Annotated in this window: 23 protein-coding genes; 19 read left to right on the top strand and 4 right to left on the bottom strand. The window is 60.4% G+C overall.

Annotation, left to right across the window (positions count from 1 at the left end; translation table 11 throughout):
* Window positions 1-84 precede the first annotated feature (84 nt).
* From RIN56_19675 to RIN56_19725, 11 genes are all read left to right on the top strand, one after another.
* On the top strand, window positions 85-756 hold the full coding sequence (locus RIN56_19675; GenBank protein ID MDR7869016.1) for an NAD(P)/FAD-dependent oxidoreductase: 672 nt from the start codon (window positions 85-87) through the stop codon (window positions 754-756).
* A gap of 18 nt (window positions 757-774) precedes the next feature.
* Complete coding sequence (locus RIN56_19680) at window positions 775-1,320, top strand: gamma carbonic anhydrase family protein (protein ID MDR7869017.1); 546 nt, start codon at window positions 775-777, stop codon at window positions 1,318-1,320.
* Between the two features lie 71 nt (window positions 1,321-1,391).
* Window positions 1,392-2,255, top strand: a complete 864-nt coding sequence (locus RIN56_19685; GenBank protein MDR7869018.1) for a YitT family protein — start codon at window positions 1,392-1,394, stop codon at window positions 2,253-2,255.
* Window positions 2,256-2,448: 193 nt separating this feature from the next.
* Window positions 2,449-3,609, top strand: a complete 1,161-nt coding sequence (locus RIN56_19690; GenBank protein MDR7869019.1) for an ABC transporter substrate-binding protein — start codon at window positions 2,449-2,451, stop codon at window positions 3,607-3,609.
* Between the two features lie 93 nt (window positions 3,610-3,702).
* Complete coding sequence (locus tag RIN56_19695) at window positions 3,703-4,575, top strand: branched-chain amino acid ABC transporter permease (GenBank protein MDR7869020.1); 873 nt, start codon at window positions 3,703-3,705, stop codon at window positions 4,573-4,575.
* Window positions 4,576-4,581: 6 nt separating this feature from the next.
* Window positions 4,582-5,466 carry a branched-chain amino acid ABC transporter permease gene (locus RIN56_19700; protein MDR7869021.1) on the top strand — a complete coding sequence of 295 codons (885 nt, stop codon included), beginning with the start codon at window positions 4,582-4,584 and terminating at the stop codon, window positions 5,464-5,466.
* Entirely contained in the window at window positions 5,463-6,245 is a 783-nt protein-coding gene (locus RIN56_19705) for an ABC transporter ATP-binding protein (protein MDR7869022.1), read from the top strand. Before RIN56_19700 ends, RIN56_19705 begins: the two co-directional genes overlap by 4 nt.
* Window positions 6,193-6,936: an ABC transporter ATP-binding protein gene (locus RIN56_19710; protein MDR7869023.1), complete on the top strand. Its 744-nt coding sequence runs from the start codon at window positions 6,193-6,195 to the stop codon at window positions 6,934-6,936. Before RIN56_19705 ends, RIN56_19710 begins: the two co-directional genes overlap by 53 nt.
* Before the next feature lie 27 nt (window positions 6,937-6,963).
* Window positions 6,964-8,097: a PLP-dependent aspartate aminotransferase family protein gene (locus tag RIN56_19715; GenBank protein ID MDR7869024.1), complete on the top strand. Its 1,134-nt coding sequence runs from the start codon at window positions 6,964-6,966 to the stop codon at window positions 8,095-8,097.
* A 24-nt stretch (window positions 8,098-8,121) separates the two neighbouring features.
* On the top strand, window positions 8,122-8,991 hold the full coding sequence (gene dapF, locus RIN56_19720; GenBank protein ID MDR7869025.1) for a diaminopimelate epimerase: 870 nt from the start codon (window positions 8,122-8,124) through the stop codon (window positions 8,989-8,991).
* Window positions 8,988-9,428: a GNAT family N-acetyltransferase gene (locus tag RIN56_19725; protein MDR7869026.1), complete on the top strand. Its 441-nt coding sequence runs from the start codon at window positions 8,988-8,990 to the stop codon at window positions 9,426-9,428. Before dapF ends, RIN56_19725 begins: the two co-directional genes overlap by 4 nt.
* Window positions 9,429-9,473: 45 nt before the next feature.
* Here the strand turns inward: RIN56_19725 and RIN56_19730 are convergent, their stop codons facing one another.
* From RIN56_19730 to RIN56_19740, 3 genes are read right to left on the bottom strand one after another with little or no spacing between them, the layout of a single operon-like run.
* A complete protein-coding gene (locus RIN56_19730; GenBank protein MDR7869027.1) occupies window positions 9,474-10,649 on the bottom strand; it encodes a PatB family C-S lyase in 1,176 nt (391 codons plus the stop codon).
* A 12-nt stretch (window positions 10,650-10,661) separates the two neighbouring features.
* Window positions 10,662-11,270, bottom strand: coding sequence for a DUF2238 domain-containing protein (locus tag RIN56_19735; GenBank protein MDR7869028.1), 609 nt, complete (start codon window positions 11,268-11,270; stop codon window positions 10,662-10,664).
* A 9-nt stretch (window positions 11,271-11,279) separates the two neighbouring features.
* Entirely contained in the window at window positions 11,280-12,215 is a 936-nt protein-coding gene (locus RIN56_19740) for a PHB depolymerase family esterase (GenBank protein MDR7869029.1), read from the bottom strand.
* Between the two features lie 136 nt (window positions 12,216-12,351).
* Here RIN56_19740 and RIN56_19745 point away from each other — a divergent pair, with 136 nt between their 5' ends.
* The 3 genes from RIN56_19745 to RIN56_19755 all read left to right on the top strand — a co-directional run bounded on the left by RIN56_19745 (window position 12,352) and on the right by RIN56_19755 (window position 14,326).
* Window positions 12,352-12,963, top strand: a complete 612-nt coding sequence (locus RIN56_19745) for a DOMON domain-containing protein (protein ID MDR7869030.1) — start codon at window positions 12,352-12,354, stop codon at window positions 12,961-12,963.
* A 9-nt stretch (window positions 12,964-12,972) separates the two neighbouring features.
* Entirely contained in the window at window positions 12,973-13,380 is a 408-nt protein-coding gene (locus tag RIN56_19750; protein MDR7869031.1) for a hypothetical protein, read from the top strand.
* Window positions 13,381-13,453: 73 nt separating this feature from the next.
* Window positions 13,454-14,326: a radical SAM protein gene (locus tag RIN56_19755; GenBank protein MDR7869032.1), complete on the top strand. Its 873-nt coding sequence runs from the start codon at window positions 13,454-13,456 to the stop codon at window positions 14,324-14,326.
* 59 nt (window positions 14,327-14,385) lie between these two features.
* Here RIN56_19755 and RIN56_19760 read toward each other — a convergent pair whose 3' ends face one another.
* Window positions 14,386-14,553, bottom strand: coding sequence for a hypothetical protein (locus tag RIN56_19760; protein MDR7869033.1), 168 nt, complete (start codon window positions 14,551-14,553; stop codon window positions 14,386-14,388).
* A gap of 122 nt (window positions 14,554-14,675) precedes the next feature.
* Here RIN56_19760 and RIN56_19765 point away from each other — a divergent pair, with 122 nt between their 5' ends.
* The 5 genes from RIN56_19765 (at window position 14,676) to gyrA (ending at window position 19,391) form a co-directional block, all read left to right on the top strand.
* Window positions 14,676-15,023: a DUF190 domain-containing protein gene (locus tag RIN56_19765; GenBank protein MDR7869034.1), complete on the top strand. Its 348-nt coding sequence runs from the start codon at window positions 14,676-14,678 to the stop codon at window positions 15,021-15,023.
* A 27-nt stretch (window positions 15,024-15,050) separates the two neighbouring features.
* Window positions 15,051-15,425: a fluoride efflux transporter CrcB gene (crcB, locus tag RIN56_19770; GenBank protein ID MDR7869035.1), complete on the top strand. Its 375-nt coding sequence runs from the start codon at window positions 15,051-15,053 to the stop codon at window positions 15,423-15,425.
* A gap of 19 nt (window positions 15,426-15,444) precedes the next feature.
* On the top strand, window positions 15,445-15,693 hold the full coding sequence (locus RIN56_19775) for a hypothetical protein (GenBank protein ID MDR7869036.1): 249 nt from the start codon (window positions 15,445-15,447) through the stop codon (window positions 15,691-15,693).
* 12 nt (window positions 15,694-15,705) lie between these two features.
* Window positions 15,706-16,842 carry a phosphatase PAP2 family protein gene (locus tag RIN56_19780; protein MDR7869037.1) on the top strand — a complete coding sequence of 379 codons (1,137 nt, stop codon included), beginning with the start codon at window positions 15,706-15,708 and terminating at the stop codon, window positions 16,840-16,842.
* A 113-nt stretch (window positions 16,843-16,955) separates the two neighbouring features.
* On the top strand, window positions 16,956-19,391 hold the full coding sequence (gene gyrA, locus RIN56_19785; protein MDR7869038.1) for a DNA gyrase subunit A: 2,436 nt from the start codon (window positions 16,956-16,958) through the stop codon (window positions 19,389-19,391).
* Window positions 19,392-19,696: the final 305 nt, after the last annotated feature.

Raw genomic sequence — 19,696 nt, forward strand, 5'->3', positions numbered from 1 at the left:
GCTTTTTGTCTTTTATACAGAAATACTTTTACAGTAAAAACTCATCTGGCAGGCTAATTCGCCAGGCGTACAGGAGGAATAATAATGGAGAATAAAAGCGATCTCTTGGAAAAAGGTGCTATCCTGCAGCGAGACAAGGAAACGTACGCCATCGCCCCTCATATCCCCGGTGGGATAATCCTCGACTTCAGCTTGCTGCGCAAGATTGCCGACGTTGCCGAGAAATACGGTGCCAAGGCGGTCAAGCTCACCAGTGCGCAGCGCGTGGCCATCGTCGGCATAGCCGAGGACAAGATCGACCAGGCGTGGGCCGATCTCGGCACGCCTAAAGGCGCGGCAGTGGGTCTGTGCGTCCGCAGCGTCAAGATCTGTCCGGCGATGCATTTTTGCCGGATGGCCCAGCAGGATGCTGTGACCCTGGGGCTAGAACTCGACAAGCGCTACCACGGCATGGAGTTGCCTTCAAAGTTCAAGATGGGGGTTTCCGGCTGTCCAAACTCCTGCAGCGAGCCGGGGATAAAGGATTTGGGCATCATGGGAACACCTAAGGGATATACTGTTATGATCGGCGGCAGCGCCAGCGCCAGACCGCGCCTGGCAGACGTTCTGGCCCAGGGCGTTCCCCAGGAGGACGTGCTGCCCCTCGTGGACAAGATCATAACCTACTATCAGGCCAACGCCAACAAATACGAGCGTCTCGGCCGGATGATCGACCGTCTTGGGCTGGACAAGGTCAAACAGGATTTACTTGGTTAGTGGGCAGGGAGGCTTGCTATGACGGAATTCGAAGGCATCAAGCCCAGCGTGGACCACAAGGCCTTTATCGCCGACGGAGCGAAAGTAATCGGCAAAGTGACGCTCCGTGAGTTCAGCAGCGTATGGTTCAACACGGTAGTGCGCGGCGACGTCAACCGCATCGAGATCGGCCGCTACAGCAACGTGCAGGACAACAGCGTCGTCCATGTCGCCGACCACTATCCGGCCATCATCGGAAACTTCGTCACAATCGGCCACAACTGCGTTATCCACGCCGCTACCGTCGAAGAGCACTGCCTGATCGGCATGGGGGCGGTAATTCTCAACGGAGCGGTCATCGGCAAAGGCAGTATTGTCGCCGCCGGAGCGGTGGTCAGGGAGAACCAGATAGTCCCGCCCCACTCGCTGGTGGTCGGGCTGCCGGCGAAGGTGATAAAATCGATCCCCGACGAGTGGCCGCGCATCCATGCCCAGGCGGTGAAGTACAAGACGCTGTGGACCGTGCGTTATGGCATTATGCCCGATGCCGGCGGCGAAGTGTACCAGGGGGAGAAGATCATTTAACTTTATCACGTAATGCGGAAGGGGTCTATTAAGGCCCCTTCCGCCGCTGCCGCGAAGAAAGGGGTGGATATATGCCGCGGACCAAACGCCAGATAATGTTCCGCCTGATCGAAAAATATGTCATGATTTTTATCGGCTCCATTCTGGCGGCGGTTGGGCTGGAGATTTTTCTCGTGCCCAACCAAATTATCGACGGCGGCGTCATCGGCATCTCGATCCTGCTGAGCCACCTGACCAGCATTCCGCTTGCCGTACTGATCGTAGTCCTCAACCTGCCGTTTTTGTATATCGGTTACAACCAGATCGGCAAAACATTTGCCTTTTCCACGATCTTCGCCGTAGTGTCTCTTGCCGGCTGGGTGGCTTATTTTCGCCCCATTCCCGAACTGACGAACGACCTTTTTCTCGCCGCCGTTTTCGGCGGCATCATTGTCGGTGTCGGGGTGGGTCTGATAATCCGTTACGGCGGTTCGCTCGACGGCACCGAGATTATCGCCATCATCCTCGACAAAAGGACCGGGTTTTCGGTCGGGGAAGTGGTAATGTTTATGAACCTGTTCATTCTCGCCAGTGCCGGGTTCGTTTTTTCCTGGGACAAGGCGATGTACTCGCTGGTCGCCTATTTCGTCGCCTTCAAGGTTATCGACATAACAATCGAGGGCCTCGACGAGACCAAAGGCGTGATAATTGTCTCCGACAACCCCGACGAAATCGCCGAAACCCTCCTGGCCCGCCTCGGCAGGGGCGTGACGGTGCTGCACGGCGCCGGCGGCTTTACCGGCGAACCCAAAAAAGTCCTATACTCGGTGGTCACCAGGCTGGAGATCGCCAAGCTTAAGTCGATCATCTACGAAAAAGACGAAAACGCGTTTGTGACGGTGCAGGATGTCCACGAAGTTATCGGCGGACGGATCAAGAAGAAAGCTATCCACTGACCGGCGGCAACGAGGCAAAGTAATCGACGCAAAATTCTGCCGCGAAAGAGGATTTGGAGATTATAGGAAAAATAATATTATGTACGGCATTTCTTGGATGTTTGACCCGCGGTGGGAATATAGTTTGACTGGAGGGGGGCAGGGAAGGGTTTTTTCGGGTTCTGGTAAACCGAGAAAAAGCAGGAGGGATATTATGCGGACGAAATGGTTGGCTTTAGGGTTGGCAGTGCTCTTTGCCGCGGTGGTCGCCGGGTGCGGCGGGTCATCAGGCGGCGCGGACGTAATCAAGATCGGGCAGGCGGTCGCTTTGACCGGCGACAGCTCGATGTGGGGGCAGTCTGAAAAAAATGCCGTTGAAATGGAAATTGCTAAAATCAACGCCAAAGGCGGGGTGCTGGGCAAGAAGCTGCAACTGATCGCTTATGACACCCGCGCCGACGCCACCGAGGCGGTCAACGTCACCAAGCGCCTTGTGGGCGATAAAGTCGTCGCCATCATCGGCCCCGGTCAGAGCGGCGTCGCTATCGCCATGACCTCGGTCACCGAGCCGGCGAAGGTGCCGTTCATCGCCACTACCGCCACAAACCCCAAGGTGACGATGGACGACAAGACCGGCAAAGTGCGGGCGTACGCTTTCCGCACCTGCTTTATCGACCCCTTCCAGGGCACTGTGGCCGCGCAGTTTGCGGTCAAGGACCTGAAGGCCAAGACTGCGGCGATCATCTATGACGTCGGCTCCGATTATTCGGCCTGGCTGGGGAAATACTTCATTGAAGAGTTCCAGAAACAGGGCGGCAAGATTGTCGGCAACGAAGCCTTCCGTTCGGGCGAGCTCGACTTCCGCGCCATCCTCGGCAAAGTGAAAGGCTCCAACCCTGACGTACTCTTCATCCCGACGATGCAGAAAGAAGCGGCCCTGGTCATGAAGCAGGCCGCCGACCTAGGCATCAAGGCCAAATTCCTCGGCGGCGACGGCTGGGGCAGCCCCGACCTCGTCACCCTCGGCGGTTCGGCCGTGGAAGGTTCCTATTTCGTGAACCTTGCCAGCCTGGACGACCCCGACATCCAGACGTTCATCAAGGAATACAAGGAGAAATACAAGAGCGACCCGATCATGCCCAACCCGGTAATGGCGATTGACGGGCTGTACGCCGTAATCGACGCCATTCAGAAGACCAATAGCACCGAACCGGCGAAAATCGCCGAGCAGCTTGCCAAAACCAAGGACCTGCCGGTGCTGAGCGGCAAACTGACCATCGATCCCAAGACCCACGATCCGCTCAACAAGCCGGCTGTTATCCAGGAAGTCAAAGGCGGCAAATTCATTTTCAAAGCCAAATTCGTCACCCAATAACGGCGAAAGCGGGGCGGTGCGGGCCGGAAGGCTCCCGCCGTCCCTGTTTTTTTCCTGAGTTGGGCAAGTCTCAATATTAAGGAGCGGGCGCCTATGTTCATCCAAACGCTAGTGACCGGACTCGCCATCGGCGGTATCTACGCCCTGATGGCGGTGGGCTACTCCCTGGTTTTCAGCATCCTTAACTTCAGCAACTTCGCGTACGGGTCGATCATTATGCTCGGTGCGTACATCGGTTACTATGTTTTGATGCACATGGGCGTCCCCCTGGCGCTGTCCGTCCTCATTTCCATTGTGGGGGCAGCTATGCTCTGCTTCGCCAACGAGCGACTGGCATACAGTACGTTGCGCAAGCGCAACGCCTCGTCGCTCTACTTCATGATCAGCGCCATGGGGACCTCGATCTTCCTCGAAAACCTCGTTTACGCGACCATTGGCTCAAGGTTCTACGCCTTTCCCGAGATCCTGACCCAGCAGAACGTCTCCTTCGGCGGCGTGTCGCTCGGCCTCCTCGACGTGTTCGCCATCGTTTTTTCGGCTGTCGCCATCTACGGCCTGCATTACTTCCTCCAGAAGAGCAAAACCGGCATCGCGATCCGGGCGGCGTCCTACGATATGCAGGTCTGCCAGCTCAACGGCGTCAACGTCAACAAGGTCATCGGCTGGGTGTTCCTGCTGGCGGGGGCGCTGGCCGGCATCTCCGGCATGTTTCTGGGGATGAAGTACATGGTCTACCCCACCATGGGCTGGATAACAAACAAGGCGTACATCGCCGCCGTCATCGGCGGCCTGGGCAGCTTGCCCGGAGCGGTCGTGGGCGGACTTATTCTCGGGGTGCTGGAAACCTTCGTGTCCGCCTATGTGTCTTCGGTCGTCCGCGACGTCTTCAGCTTTTCCCTGCTTGTCATCCTGCTCCTGGTGCTGCCGACCGGTCTGTTCGGCAAATTTCTCGAGGAAAAGGTGTAACCTGCCATGCTCGAATATGTCAGCGGCATAATAACATTCAGCCTGATCTATGTCATTGCCACGGTGGGGCTGGCCGTTTTCACCGGATTTACCGGCCTCTTTTCCCTCGGCCACGCCGCATTCTTCGCTATTGGCGCCTACACGGCCGGCATACTGACCTATTTCTACGACGTAAACTTCTGGGCGGCGCTTACGGCCGGCATCGCCGTGTCGTCGCTGGTCGGCGTTATCATCGGCTATCCGACGCTGCGAGCCAAGCTCCGCAGCGACTACTTCGCTATCGCCACCCTCGGCTTCGGCGAGGCGGTGCGGGTGCTGCTGGAGAACCTTGACATCACCCAGGGGGCCCGCGGCCTGCCAGGCATTGCCAGCGAGACAACTCTCCCCATCGTAATCGTCCTCACCATCCTCGTCCTGTGGGTGGCCCGCAACTTCGTCCATTCGCGCTACGGGCGCGCAGCCATCGCGGTGCGCGAGGACTTCGTCGCCGCCGAGATGATGGGCATCAACCTCTTCCAGGTCAGGATGCGGTCGCTGGTGTTCAGCGCCGGCTGCGCCGGTCTGGCCGGCGGCCTCTTTGCCCACTACGTCTCCTTCATCCAGCCGGGCATGTTCACCGCCGCCCTCTCCACCCAGCTTACGGCCAGCGTCGTAGCCGGGGGGATGGGCAGCATCACCGGGCCGACGGTGGCCGCGGTGCTGTTCGTCGCCGTGCCCGAGGCGCTCAGGATGGCCAGCATGTGGCGGCTGGTGGCCTACGGTTTCCTGCTTGTGGCCATCATGGTCTTCAGGCCCCAGGGCCTGTTCGGCTTCCGGGAGATTTCCTGGCAGAGCTGTGTCCGCTGCTTCCGCAGAAAACCGGCCGCCGCCGGAGGAGGGGCAGGAGAATGAGCATGCTCGAGCTTAACGGGGTCACCAAGAACTTTGGCGGCATCGTCGCCTGCAAAGACATCAGCCTGTCGGTCGCCCAGGGACAGGTAACCGGCCTCATCGGCCCCAACGGCGCCGGCAAAACGACCGTTTTCAACCTCATCACCGGCGTATACGCGCCCACCGCCGGCAGCATCGCTTTCAACGGAAAGGATATTACCGCCATTCGCCCCGATAAAGTGGTGGCGCACGGCATTGCCCGCACATTCCAGAATATCCGTCTGTTCCGCAACCTGACGGTGCTCGACAATGTTCGCATCGCCGTCGACAACGAGGTCGACTATGCTCTGAGCGAAGCGCTGGTGCGCTCGCCGCGGGTGAAGAGCCGCGAAAAGGAAATCTGCGCCCTGGCGATGGAGCGCCTCGAGGAAGTCGGTCTTGCCGACAAGGCGGAAGTGCGGGCCGACAGCCTGCCATACGGCCTGCAGCGCAAGCTCGAGATCGCCCGCGCCCTGGCTCTCAGGCCAAGGCTGCTGCTCCTCGACGAGCCGGCCGCCGGCATGAATCCCGAAGAATCGCTGGAACTGGCCGGCCTGGTGCGCACCCTTCACGCCCGCCACAACCTGACCATCTTGCTCATTGAGCACCACATGGATGTCGTGATGGAGCTGTGCGAGAGGATATTTGTCCTGGACTTCGGCGTCAAGCTGGCCGAAGGCTCGGCGGACGAAATCCAGACAAATCCGGATGTGCTCAGAGCTTACCTCGGGGAGGGATACAAACGTGTTAGAAGTCAGTAACCTCAACGTGAAGTACGGCCAGATACACGCCCTCCGCGACGTCAGCCTGTCCGTTCAGCCCGGCCGCATCGTGGCCGTCATCGGCGCCAACGGCGCGGGCAAATCGACCCTGATGATGACGCTGGCCGGCCTGCTGGCCCCTGCCTCCGGGCAGATAACCTACGAGGGGAGGCCGCTGCCGGCCAAAGCATACGAAGTGCTTGGCATGGGCATCTGCCTGGTCCCCGAACGGCGTCGCCTGTACGCCAACCTCACGGTGAAGGAGAACCTCCTCATGGGGGCGTTTCTCCGCAACGACAAAGACGGTATCGAGGCCGACCTGGGAAAAATGTACGCCTTGTTCCCTATCCTGCGGGAACGCTTGAAGCAATACGCCGGAACGCTGTCCGGCGGCGAGCAGCAGATGGTCGCCATCGCCCGCGGGCTGATGTCGCGGCCCAAGCTGCTGCTGCTCGACGAACCGTCGCTGGGGCTTGCGCCCCTCCTCGTGGAGAATGTTTTCAAGACGGTCCGCGAAATTAAGGCTCAGGGAACCACCATTCTGCTCGCCGAGCAGAACGCCTTTCAGGCCCTGGAGATGGCCGACGACGCTTTTGTCCTCGAGACGGGGCGCGTGCTGCTTACCGGAGCGGGCAGCGACCTGATCGCCGATCCCCTGGTGCGCAAGGCATACCTGGGCATAAAAAGCTAGGCGAAACTAATACGGGAGAGATTCGCGATGAAAATTGAAACGATGCTCATCCACGGCGCCGAAGGCGATCCGTCGACAGGATCGGTGAGCACGCCCATTTATCAGGTGTCCACCTTCCGCCAGCACACCGTCGGACAGCAGGGCGGCTACCAATATTCGCGGGGCGCCAACCCCACCCGCCACGCGCTCGAAGAGCAGATGGCCCTTCTTGAGGGCGGCTGCCGCGGGTTCGCCTTCGCCTCGGGCATGGCGGCGATGACGGCCGTCCTGCATCTTTTCAAGGCCGGCGACCATATCGTCGCCAGCCAGAACCTCTACGGCGGCACCTCCCGCGTCCTCGACCGGGTGCTGGGACGGTTCGGGCTGTCGGCCAGCTACGTGGAATTCGGCGACCTGGCGGACATCGCCGCCGCTATCACCCCGGCGACCAAAGCGCTGATCATCGAGACACCCTCCAACCCGACCCTCATGGTCACCGACATTGCCGCCGTTGCCGCCCTCGCCCACGACCGGGGCCTGCTCGCCATCGCCGACAACACCTTCATGTCCCCGTACCTTCAGCAGCCGATGGCCCTGGGGGTGGATATCGTCGTCCACAGCGCCACCAAGTTCATCGGCGGCCACAGCGACGTACTCGCCGGCGTGGTGGTGGTCAAGGACGAAAAACTGGCCGAGGAGCTGCACTTCGTCCAGAACGCCACCGGCGGCGTACTCGGGCCGCAGGACTCCTGGCTGCTGCTGCGCGGCCTCAAGACGCTCGGCATCCGCATGGACCGGCAGGCGCAAAATGCCCGCGTCGTCGCCGAATGGCTGCGGGCCCGTCCCGAGGTGGAAAAAGTCTATTACCTCGGATTCGCCGATCATCCCGGCCACGACCTCCACTTCCGTCAGGCACGGGGCACAGGCAACGTCGTCTCCTTTGACCTCGGCGACGGCGATTTCGCCCGCGCCTTTTTGTCGCGGACGAAGCTCTGCGTTTTGGGCGACAGTCTGGGCGGAGTCGAGACGCTCGTCAACCTGCCCGACGTCATGTCCCACGGCTCGGTGCCGCGCGAACGCAAACTGCGCATGGGGGTTACGCCCAGTTTGATAAGGTTGTCGGCGGGGATAGAGCATCCCGACGATATTATCGGAGACATAGAACAAGCGTTGAAAAAATAAGCAAGATATTTTGGAGGGATGGATATGACGGCCGATTTCTACAAATACCACGCCCTCGGCAACGATTACATCGTCGTTGACCCCAACAAAAGCAGCCTGGCGCTGACGGAAGAGAATATCCGCCTCATCTGCCACCGCAATTTCGGCGTCGGCTCGGACGGCATCCTTTATGGGCCTCTGCTGGGAGACGGCAAGATGCGGCTTAGGATACTCAATCCCGACGGCAGCGAGGCGGAAAAAAGCGGCAACGGCATCCGCATATTCTCCCGCTACCTCGTGGAAACAGGCTATGTACAAAGCAAGGAGTTTACGCTCGTTACCGCCGGCGGCACGGTCGCCGTCGCGGTGCTCGACGAAGCGGCCAGCCTCATCAAGGTAGACATGGGCGCTGCCAGCTTTAGCAGCGCCGATCTGCCGGCAGGCGGCCCGCCGCGCGAGATTCTCGGCGAGAAGCTTGCTATCGACGCCGTCGACTACGCCGTCAATTGCGTTTCGATGGGAAACCCCCACTGCGTCATTCTTCTTGACGATATTTCCCGGGAAACGGCCGAAAAACTTGGACCCTTGGTCGAAAATCATCCGCTGTTCCCCAGGCGGACCAACGTCCAGTTTCTCAAGGTCGTCGACCGGGCCAACATCCAGATCGAGATCTGGGAACGGGGAGCCGGGTACACCCTCGCCTCTGGGAGCAGCAGTTGCGCCGCGGCCAGCGTCGCCCACCGGCTGGGGCTTACCGGGCCGGCGGTCAAGGTTCGCATGCCGGGCGGGGTCATCGACATCGACATCCGGCCGGACGGACACGTATTCATGACCGGCCCGGTCTCAGGCGTGATGGAGGGCCGGTTTGCCGCCGACCTTCGCCGCCGTCTCGGGCTGGGGGCGGCGCAGCCTTGATCGCTGTTGCGCCGCTTGCCGAAGAAGACCTGCCCGCGCTGGCCGCGCTGTTCACCGAACTGACCGACGACCCAACCGACGAAACGCTCATGGCGGCCAACTTCCGGCGCATGGCCGGCGGCGGGGAATACATCCTGCTCGGCGCCAAGCGGGACGGCGTGCTTGTCGGCTTCATGATGGGCATTGTCTGTCTCGATATTGTCGGCTGCTGCCAGCCTTTCCTGGTGGTGGAAAACGTCATTGTCGCCCGGGCGGCGAGGCGGCAGGGGGTGGCGCGGCGGCTGTGGGACGAACTGGAAGCCGAGGCCCGGCGGCGAGGTTGCTACTACGTCTTCTTCGTCTCGATCGACTGGCGCGAGGACGCCCACCGCTTTTACGCCAGCATAGGGTTTACGCCGGATAAGTATAAGGGCTTCAAAAAATATTTGGACAGATAAAAAAAGACCGTACGGCTTCAGCCGTACGGTCTTTGCGATTTTCCTTTACCCCCGCTTCTTCAGCGCGGCGGCGATGCGGGATAACCCTTCCAGCATCAGCGCGCGCGGGCAGGCGAAGTTGAAGCGTGCAAAGCATTCGCCTTGCCGGCCGAAGGATAATCCGTCGTTCAGGCCCACCTTGGCCTCCGCGACCAAAAACTTTTTCAGCTCACCGTGGGCGGCGAAGCGGCCACGGAAGTCGAGCCATGCCAAGTAGGTGCCTTCCGGCTTCGTTACTTTTACGCCGGGCATCTCGCGGCCCACGAACTCCGCGAGTAAGTCCGCGTTGGTCTCCAGATACGGCAGCAGGCTGTCGAGCCAGTCCTCACCCGTCTTGAAGGCCGCCTCGGCCGCCGCCAGGCCGAAGAGGTTGCCGGAGCTGATGCCGAGGCCGGCAAGCAATGCGCAGTACTTTGCGCGCCGTTCCTGGTCGGATACGACGGCCAGCGAAGTGTACGTGCCGGCGATGTTGAAGGTTTTGCTGGGGGAGAAGAAGGTCACGGTGCGGGCGGCGAGCGCCGGGCCCAGAGTGGCGAAAGGAATGTGGCGGTGTCCGCGGAACATCAGGTCGCAGTGAATCTCGTCGGCGACGATGGTAATGTCGTGACGGAGGCACACCTCTCCGATGGCCAGCAACTCCTCCTTAGTCCACACCCGGCCTACCGGATTATGGGGGCTGCAGAGGACAAACATCTTTACGTCGGGACCGAGCTTGTTTTCCAGGTCGGCCAGGTCCATCTCCCAACGGCCGCCGCGCTCCCGCAGGGGGTTCTCAACCACCTGGCGGCCGTTGCGGGTCACGCAGGAAAAGAATGGCGGGTATACCGGCGGCTGGATAACGATTTTATCGCCAGGGTCGGTGAGGGCCAGTACCGCGGCGCCGAGCGAAGAGACCACCCCCGGCGTATTTACGATCCAGTCCCGCCCGATCGTCCAGCCGTGGCGGCGGCGCTCCCAGTCCATCGCCGCCTGGAAGAAGGACTCCTCCTTGGCGTGGTAGCCGTACACGGGGTGTGCGGCCTTTGCCCGTACGGCGGCCAATATCCCGGGCGCGGCGGCGAAGTCCATATCGGCCACCCAGAAAGGCAACACCTCATCTGTGCCGAAAATCTCGACAAGCTCGTCCCATTTTTCGCAGCCGGTGCCGCGGCGCTCGATGATTGCGTCAAAGTCGTAGTTCAAATTGATGCCTCCTCAGAAATTCAGATCTTTGGGCGGTGTACGCCTGGCGACGGACGTCAGCCGGGCCGCAAGCATCGCCAGGGCGCCGCCGTAAAGGGCGACGATTATGTCCTTCTGGGCGTCCCAGATATCGCCCTGGGCGCCGAGGAAAATCACGCCAAGCTCGGGGTTGACCATCTCCACCACGATGGCTTCGATGCATTCGAAAATAGCGCTCACGGCGACGAGCAGAAGGGGAGAGAAGAAATACGGCCAGGGAGGAGCCACCTTGGCCACCCGCTCCAGCCACTCCTTGAGCGGGTAGGCGAGCAGCAGGCCGAATGAAAAGTGGACAATGCGGTCGTAGTGGTTGCGGCCGAGGCCCAAGCTCTCTTTGAGCCAGTCGCCGGCGGGCACGAAGCTGTAGGACCAGTGGGCGCCGACCGCGCAGAGCATCAGGTAGACGATAATGAGAATGTACGACCGGTCGGAAAACCGGAAGCGGCGGGCCGAATAGAGGAAGGGCGGCCCGAGGAGAAAGACGAGCAGGTTGTCGAGCACCCAGTCGAAGCGATCGAGCGGCTCGAAGGCGAGATAGAACCACAGAATGAGGTAGGCGGCGAAAAAGCCTTTGACCAGCATGACTGCCTCCTAACGCTTATTGGCCATTATTGCCGCGAAGAACTCCCAGATGACGTCGGTGGCGGGCAGGGTGCCCGGATCGGTGCCGATATAGGATGCCGGGAACTGAGGTGTGCCGCCCGGCCACATGTGACCGAGGCCTTCGACAAGATAAACCCGCATCGGGAAGGAAGCGCAGGCCAGCGAACGCACGCCCTGGCGGCCGGCAGCCGGCTCCAGGCCGCCCTCGCAGCCGGTGAGCGCTGCCCATGCTCGCAGCCCGTCCAGAAGGGGCGGCTGGGTGAAGGAGCCCCAGGGGTGGTTTATTGGGCCGCCGCCCCAGGGATTAAACGGATCGGCCGTGCCGACGATGAACAGCGTCGGCACGTGCAGACGGCGGTTAGGGGCGGATGGCAGCGGCCAGTACGGGCCCGCTACGGGAGCGATGGCGGCGATCCTATCGGGCAGGAGGGTTGCCGCCCGAAAAACGAGCGACGCTCCGTTGGAAAAACCGGTCAGAAAGACCGCCTTTTTATCGACGGCGTACTTCATGGCCAGATCGGCCAGCAGCAGGTCGAGGAATTTTACGTCGTCGACGCCGCCCAGGAAGCTCTGGCCGCGGCCAGAGCCGTCGTTCCACAGCTGGGGATTGGTAAGAAAACCGGGCGGGGTGGAAGGATCGGCGCGCACGGCGTCGGGAAAGACGGCGAGAAAGCCTTGCTGTTCGGCCTTTTCGCTCCAGGCGGTCTCCGCGATCACGCCTGTCCCGGTTGCGCCGGCGCCGTGAAGCATGACGACGACCGGCAGCGGCCGTTGACCGCCGTAGCCGGACGGAACATAAACATTGTAGCTGCGCGCACGGCCGTCCACGGTCAGCGCGTGGGCGGCCAACCCCGCGGCGCAAACAGGGCCTGTAGCCAGCGCCAGCAGCAGGGCGACAGAGACGACAAAACGCAGCCGATTCACCGGCATCCCTCCTTGGAGGCATATATAACCAAGTTCTGGGCCGTATGACAATATCCTGCCGCCACTTTGCCGCGCGAAAGAGGGTTTTCAGCCCGTTCCGGGGAAACTTTGCAAAAACAAGTGAAGGGTGGTTATTATGCCAAGAGCTATACCGGGTGCCCTTCTCGCAACACTGATAATGGTTTTTGCCCTAGCTGGCTGCGGTGGTCAGAAAACGCCCGTCCAGCCGCCGGCGCCGTCATCGCCTGCGCCGGTGACGATCAGCCAGGAGTGGAAGGCCGACGGCGTAGTCGGCGACGGCGAGTACGCCCAGATGCAAAAAATCGGCGAGCTCGAAGTCTTCAGCCGCATTGAGGGCGACAGCGTCATGCTGGCCCTCAAAGCGCAAACGAAAGGCTGGCTGGCGCTCGGCATCGACCCGGAGGAAAAAATGAAGGGCGCCGATATGATTTTCGGCTATGTCAAAGATGGCCAAGCCGTGATTTCCGATATGTACAGCACCGGCGTCGTCGGCCCCCATCCGCCCGACGACAAACAGGGAGGGACTGCCGACATTACGGCGGCGGGCGGCAGCCACAAGGACGGCGTTTTGGTGCTGGAGGTCAAACGCAAGCTTAATACCGGCGACAGCAGGGACAAACCGCTGAAGATCGGCGACAACAAAGTAATCTGGGCTATCGGCGACGCCGCCGACGCCGGCGTGAAGCACAGCCGCCGGGGCTACGGCACGTTGGTGCTAAAGAATTAGGGGGCCACGATGGATTACGAACTGGCGATAATCTCCGCCCGGCTGTCCTTGGTGCTTGTCATCCTCGCCTCCTGCTACTATCTGCTGCGCACCGCCTTTGTCCACCTGCAGCGCCGCGGGCTTCGGCCGGGTGCCGCCCAGCGCCTGCGGCAGGCGGTCGCGTACGCCCGCATCAGCCACCCCTATATCGGCCCGCTGTTGGTCTTAACTGCCCCGTATCATATCTTTGTGATGTGGCAGTTCCATCCGCTTAGCCTTAAAACCGCATTGGGCGTTGCTGTCGCCGCTGGCGTTCTGGATATGCTGGTTAGCGGCTGGCGGCTCAAGGCCAATCCGGCCGTCATGGCGCGGCGCATTTTTCACCGTTACAGTCTCTTTGCGCTGGCAATCCTGCTGGTCGCCCATCGTCTGGCCTGACCCCGGCGATTGTGGAGGCGCCGCAGACATATACTATAGAAAGCAAAGCAATACAAAGGAGGCAGCGACCGATATGCGTTACGAAGGAATGGTATACCGGCCGCCGAGCGAGGCGGGCAGCCTTTTGATCCAGTGCACGATCGGCTGTCCCCACAACAAATGCACTTTCTGCCCGATGTACAAAGGGACGGCTTTCCGCATCCGGCCGGTAGGGGAGATCAAGGAAGACCTGCGTGCCGCCAGAGAGTATTATGGCGACAAGGTCGAAACCATCTTCCTCCCGGACGGCAACACCATACTAATGAAGACTGAGCAACTGCTCGAAGTCCTTGCCTGCGCCCGCGAGCTCTTTCCGCGGCTTAAAAGGGTTACCAGCTACGGCTCGGCCCGGTTCATCAACCTGAAGCCGGCCGAAGAGCTGCGGCTGCTCAGGGAAGCCGGCCTGAGCCGGATCCATTCCGGGATGGAGAGCGGCGACGACGCAGTCCTGGCCCGCGTCCAGAAAGGTGCGACGGCGGCCGAAATCATCGCGGCCGGCCTAAAGGTCAAAGCGGCCGGAATGGAACTGAGCGAGTATGTGCTGATCGGCATCGGCGGGCGCGAGAGGAGCCGCGAACACGCCGCCGCCAGCGCCGCCGTCCTCAACGCGATAAACCCGGACTTTATCAGACTGCGCACCTATATCCCCACCCCCGGCACGCCCCTATACGACGACTACCGGCGGGGCCGGTTCGGCCTCCTTTCCCCGCATGAGGCGCTGCGGGAGACGGCGCTGCTCATCGGCAACCTCGCCGTCACCAGCCAGCTCTACAGTGACCACGGCTCGAACTACGCCTATGTCAACGGCCGGCTGCCGGAAGACAAGCCGACGATGCTCGCCGTGATCGACGAGCTGCTGGCGCTGCCTGAGACGGCGTTTCGCCCTCCCGAGGCCGGCAGCCTGTAAACGCGGAAGACGAAAAAACTCTGGGCGCGTGCCCAGAGTTTTTCCGCCGCTCAGAAGTGTTAATTGTCGCGTTTCGCCGCACCCTCCATCCGCGCAAGCGAACCCTTGATGTCCTTCAAGGTTCGCACGGCGGTCAGAATGGCACACTCCCGAGCCTTTTCGTCCCACCAGGCGCAGCGTTCGCGTCGGCAGCCGAACTCGATGAGCGGGCAGGTGAGTCTCTCCATAGTACCTCCGGTCATAGGGGGATAATATAACCATTCGCGCCTGTGGAAAGATTATCCTTTGTTTCGGGAGGAAACTTGCCGGGGCAAAAGGAATAAAGGAAGGCAAGCAAGGGGGCGATAAGATGCCGAAGATCACCAGTATGGCCAAACGGTTACGCATTTACGTCGGCGAGGCCGACAGATGGCAGGGGCTGCCGCTTTACCACGCTATCGTCCGCAAAGCCAAGGAGCTCGATATGGCCGGGGCCACCGTTTTCCGTGGCATGGAAGGCTATGGCGCCAACAGCCGCATCCATACGGCCAGAATTGTCGACCTTTCGTCCGACCTGCCGGTGCTCGTGGAGATCGTCGATAGCGGGGAATACATCGCCAAGCTGTTGCCCTACCTGGACGAAATGGTGCAGGAAGGGATGGTCACCATCGATGATATCGAGGTCATCAAATACGGCCGCAAACCGCCCAAACGGTAGCAAGGCCGGAAAAAGCGAGGACATCCGATGCTGAAAATCGTCGCCGTTGCTATCGGCGGCAGCCTGGGGGCGGTTGCCCGCTACCTGGTGTCGCAGTGGGCCGCGGACCGCTTCGGCGCCGCCTTCCCACACGGTACGCTAATCGCCAATGTCGTGGGCTGTTTTATAATCGGCGCATTTATGACTATTGCCACCGAACGGTTCATAGTCAGTCCCCACTGGCGACTTTTCGTGACGGTCGGCTTCATCGGCGGATTGACCACTTTTTCATCATTCAGCTACGAAACTTTCAAGCTGTTGGAGGATGCCCAAACTGCACTGGCGGCATATAATCTGGCGCTCAACGTTATCGTCGGCTTTTTCGCCACCTGGCTGGGGATTGGTCTGGCCCGCCTGCTTTAGACGAAAGGGAGAATCCATAATGAAGATATTCCTGTGGCGGCACAACCGCCGCCTCCACAGCTGGAGCATGATGAACGAACCTAATGTCCACCAATCCTGTTATACCGACGCGGTTGCGGTCGTCCAGGCCGACTCGGCGGCGGAGGCCCTCCGGCTGCTCGCAGCCCGCGAACCGGAATGGGTTGTTGAAGAACTGCGGCGGCTGGAGCCGAAAATATTTACCGCCGGCACTCCGGCGGTAATCTTCGCTGACGTGCGCGGCGACTGACATGGTGCGGAGATGAAAGCGACACGCCGATGGTTGACCGGCATCATTGCGCTCCTGCTGCTGGCGGCCGTGCTTCTTGCCTTATCGCAATTTAAAAAGCCCGAGCAGGAAAGACCGGGCGGTTTCTCGCAGGGCACCATCGTCGTCGATCCGGCGCAGACGGTCGGCAAACTGCTCGTCGTCGACGGCGACGCGATCGTCTCCGGCCGGGTTGACGGGTGGTTGGCCGTCATCGGCGGCAGCGTCTTTCTCCGCCCCGGCGGCCGGGTTGAAGGCCCGCTGCTCGTCCTCGGCGGCCATTTCCATGCCGACCCCGTCGCCGCTGCGGCCTCTTCCGTTAGGCTCGTCCTGCCGCCCGGGTCGCCGCTGGCCGGGATGTTTGTATGGCTGCTGGGTGGCGCAGCAAGCGCGGCGATGCTGGCGGCGGCCTGGAGCGTATGGCGGCTGGCCGGTTACCTGCGGCGTAAGCCCCTGTTCGGGCGAATACTGGCCGTGCTGCGCGACAACCGGGAGCGATGGCCGGGGATATACGCCCTCGCCGGCCTGGCCGTCTGCGGATTTCTGCTAACGCTGTTCGTCCACCTCACCGAGGAAACCATCTACCATCAGGAAGCCGATCTTGTCGACAGGGCCGTTATCTGGCTTGTCCGCACCTTCGCCACACCGGCGGCCGACCAGGCGATGATCGTCGTCACCGCCTTTGGATCGGGAGTAGTGTACGCCGTCCTTGCGCCGCTTGCCGCCGGTTGGCTGCTGTGGCTGCGGAAACGGCGCGAGACCATAACGCTCCTCATCTGCCTGGGCGGCGCTTCGACGCTGAACTTTTTACTTAAGCACCTGTTTGAACGGGCCCGCCCCGACCTCTTTAAAGTCATCAACGCCGCCGGTTACAGCTTTCCCAGCGGCCACGCCATGGTCTCCCTATGCTTCTACGGCATGGTCGCCTACCTTCTCTGCCGCCACATCCGGCGGCTGCCGATGCAGCTTTTCGTATATAGTCTCGCGGCCGTGCTGGTGAGTGTCATCGGCTTCAGCCGCATCTATCTCGGCGTCCACTATCCCAGCGACGTGCTGGGCGGCTACTTCGCCGGCGGCACGTGGCTGGTTTTCTGCGTTTCGCTGCTATGGTGGTGGGAAATGGAGAAATAGGCCGCAGGAAAAAGCTATACACTCAATAAATACACCAGGCAGGATTTTTTACCATCCAGAGGGAAAATATATAGGTCAGGGTAAAATACGCAACTACTTTTAGAGGTGAGAACGTGGATTTTGGATTGGGGAAAGTCCTGCCTATAAAAATCGAAGAGGAGATGAAAAACTCCTACATAAATTACGCCATGAGCGTAATCGTCATGCGGGCGCTGCCCGACGTTCGGGATGGACTGAAGCCCGTTCACCGGCGGATACTGTACGCGATGCACGAAGCCGGCATGGCGCCCAACAAGCCTCATAAAAAATCGGCGCGCATCGTCGGTGAAGTTCTCGGTAAATACCACCCTCACGGCGACTCCTCCGTTTACGACGCCACCGTCCGCATGGCCCAGGACTTTTCCATCCGCTACATGCTGGTCGACGGCCACGGCAACTTCGGCTCGGTCGACGGCGACTCGGCTGCGGCCATGCGTTACACCGAAGTGCGCATGTCGCGCATCGCCGAGGAAATGCTAGCCGATATCGACAAAGATACCGTAAACTTCGTCCCCAACTACGACGAATCCATGAAAGAGCCCAGCGTCCTGCCGTCCAAGGTCCCCAACCTCCTCATCAACGGCTCGGCCGGCATCGCCGTGGGCATGGCCACCAACATTCCGCCCCACAACCTCGGCGAGGTCGTCGACGGCGTCTGCATGATGATCGACAACCCGGAGGTCACCGTCAAAGAACTGATGACCGTCATCAAAGGCCCCGACTTTCCCACCGCCGGCCTGATCCTCGGCCACGCCGGCATCAGGGACGCCTACAACACCGGCCGGGGTTCAATAAAAATGCGCGCCCAGGCCCGGATCGAGAAAATGGCCAACGGCAAATACCGCATCCTCGTCAGCGAGATACCTTATCAGGTCAACAAAGCGCGCCTCATCGAAAACATCGCCGCCCTCGTCAGGGACAAGGTCATCGACGGCATCACCGACCTCCGCGACGAGAGCGACCGCACCGGCATGCGCATCGTCATCGAGCTCCGGCGGGACGTCAATGCCGACATTATTCTCAACCAGCTCTACAAGCACACCCAGATGCAGGAGACTTTCGGCGTCAACATGCTTGCCCTCGTCGACGGCCAGCCGCGCGTCCTCAACCTTGCCGAGGTCATCCGCTACTACCTCGAGCACCAGAAAGACGTCATCGTCCGCCGCACAAGATTCGAACTGGCCAAGGCCAAAGACCGCGCCCACATCCTCGAAGGCCTGAAAATTGCCCTCGACAACCTGGACGCAGTCATCACCACCATCCGCCAGTCACGTACCGTCGACATTGCCCGCGAAGCCCTGCAGACCAACTTCAGCCTCAGCGAGAAGCAATCCCAGGCCATCCTCGAAATGCGCCTCCAGCGCCTCACCGGCCTGGAACGGGAAAAAATCGAGCAGGAATATAAAGACGTTCTCGAAACAATCGAGTACCTTGAGGGCGTTCTCGCCGACGAGCGCAAAGTGCTCGATATAATTAAGGAAGAATTGCAGGACGTCAAAAAACGTTTTGGCGACGCACGCCGCACCGTAATCACCGTCGACACTTCGAAATTCGACGTCGAAGACCTCATCGCCGAGGAAGACGTGGTCATCACCCTCACCCACGGCGGCTACATCAAACGGCTGCCTGTCGACACCTACCGCAGCCAACGGCGCGGCGGCCGGGGAGTCACCGGCATGGGCACCAAAGAAGAGGACTTCGTCGAGCACCTCTTTGTGGCCACAACCCATCACAACATCCTCTTCTTCACCAACCGCGGACGGGTTTACCGGCTGAAAGCCTACGAAATCCCCGAAGCCAGCCGTACCGCAAAAGGCACGGCGATCGTCAACCTGCTCACTCTGGAAAACAGAGAGAAGGTCACCGCCGTCGTCTCGGTCAAAGAATTTGACGATCGTCGCTTCCTGTTCATGGCCACCAAGAAGGGCGTCGTCAAAAAAACCGGGCTGATGGAATACGACACCGCCCGCCGCGGCGGCCTTATCGCCATCGTCCTCGACGAAGACGACGACCTCATCGACGTCAAGCTTACCAACGGCGAAATGCACGTTCTCCTTGGCACGGAGAAAGGCATGGCCATCAACTTCGCGGAAGGCGACGTCCGCCCGATGGGTCGAGCCACGCGAGGTATGCGCGGCATTGCCCTGCGCAAAGGGGACTATGTTGTCGGCATGGAGACGGTCAAGCAGGACGGCGAGCTCCTGACCGTCACCGAGTCCGGCTATGGCAAACGGACCGCCATTGACGAATACCGCGCCCAGACCAGGGGTGGCGTCGGCATAATCAACAACAAAATAACCGACAAGACCGGCAAAGTCGTCGGCATCAAAGTCGTCCGCCCGGGCCAAGAAATAATGCTCATCACCGGCGACGGCATCGTAATCCGTATCGACATCGAGGAAATATCGGTCATCAGCCGCAACACCCAGGGCGTCAGGCTAATGCGCATTGACGAGAACGACAAATTGGTGGCTGTGGCGGCCGTCGAAAAGAAAGTCGAAACAGACTGACAGCAGGTCAGAGAAACCCCTAAAGGCGCCCCCAATAGGGCGCCTTTAGTATGCTCTGCATATTTTCCTCCGAAGCGAACAAAATATATTACGATAATTGTGAAAATGGCAGCAACCTCCCTTGACAGTAGGCGCGACGCCATGCTATCATATAAAAGCTGCCCCCCACGGGGGCTCCAAAAAAAGCATATTGACATGACTCGTGAGTTATGTTAATATAACAAAGTCGCCGCAAGCGGAGCTGGTGTAAAAGACCAGGCAAGGCAAGCAGCGACAAGGTTTCCAAAAACTGAATGTTGACAGCG

Source organism: Sporomusaceae bacterium, assembly GCA_031460455.1.
Lineage (GTDB): Bacteria > Bacillota > Negativicutes > Sporomusales > UBA7701 > Anaeroselena.